We start from the raw sequence: 882 nt of genomic DNA, 5'->3' as shown, positions 1-882 counted from the left end.
CCTTGGGTATTCTTGATTGGCATAGCTATTAGTTTGCTTACATTATTTCTTTATTTAAGCATTAGAAAATAATGAGTGTTAGCGCTAACAATAAAATTATACTAGACCTGTCATATGAAAATGTAATAAAATGTATACGTTATCATACGGATAAATTAATATAGAAGGAAGATTTAGAACATGGCTCTTACATACCAAATTGGTGTTGATGCAGGTGGTACTCACTCAACTGCAATCGCATATGATGAAAATGGAAAAGAACTTGGTCGTGCCGAAGGCGGTCCAGGTCAAATTAACGCTGACTACGAAGGCGGAATTAAGAATATTTCAGATACTATCAACGAATTAATCGACAAGGTTGATGGTGACTGCATGCGCGTTTTAGTTGGTATCGCTGGTCTTTCTGTTGTTGGTAACGCTCCAGAAGTTGCTGCAACTATTTCATCAAGAATCAACAACTTGCCAACTCGTGCTATTACTGACTCACTTTTAGCTCTTTACGCAGGCCTTGAAGGTGATGACGGTGCTTTAGTTATCGCTGGTACTGGTTCTGTTTACAACGGCTTACAAGATGGTCATTTGATCGCTGTAGGTGGTTACGGCAACATCTTAGGTGACGAAGGTTCAGGTTACGCTATTGCTCGTTCAGCTATGCAATCTGCTCTTCTTAGCTGGGACAAACGTGAACACAACTCACTTATCGATATGTTCACCAAGTTATTCAACGTTGAACACATGGATGAATGTAACGCTAAGTTCTACAAGATGTCTAACCCAGAAGTTGCTGGTATGGCAGTTCACGTTGCTAAGCTTGCTGACAAGGGCGACGAAGATGCAACCAAGATCATTAAGGAACAAGCTCACTTGTTAGCTCGTGACATT

At 40.4% G+C, this 882-nt stretch carries 1 protein-coding gene; it reads left to right on the top strand.

The annotated features are described in order from the left end of the window. Nucleotides 1-180: 180 nt before the first annotated feature. The coding region (locus tag WS44_RS09615) for a BadF/BadG/BcrA/BcrD ATPase family protein (protein ID WP_046434130.1) at nucleotides 181-882 on the top strand (702 nt) is incomplete at its 3' end.

Origin of the sequence: Lactobacillus sp. N54.MGS-719, assembly GCF_000980505.1 — a bacterium.
Lineage (GTDB): Bacteria > Bacillota > Bacilli > Lactobacillales > Lactobacillaceae > Lactobacillus > Lactobacillus amylovorus.
Note: the sequence above shows the minus strand (reverse complement) of the source record. Positions and strands in the feature narration are given on the sequence as shown.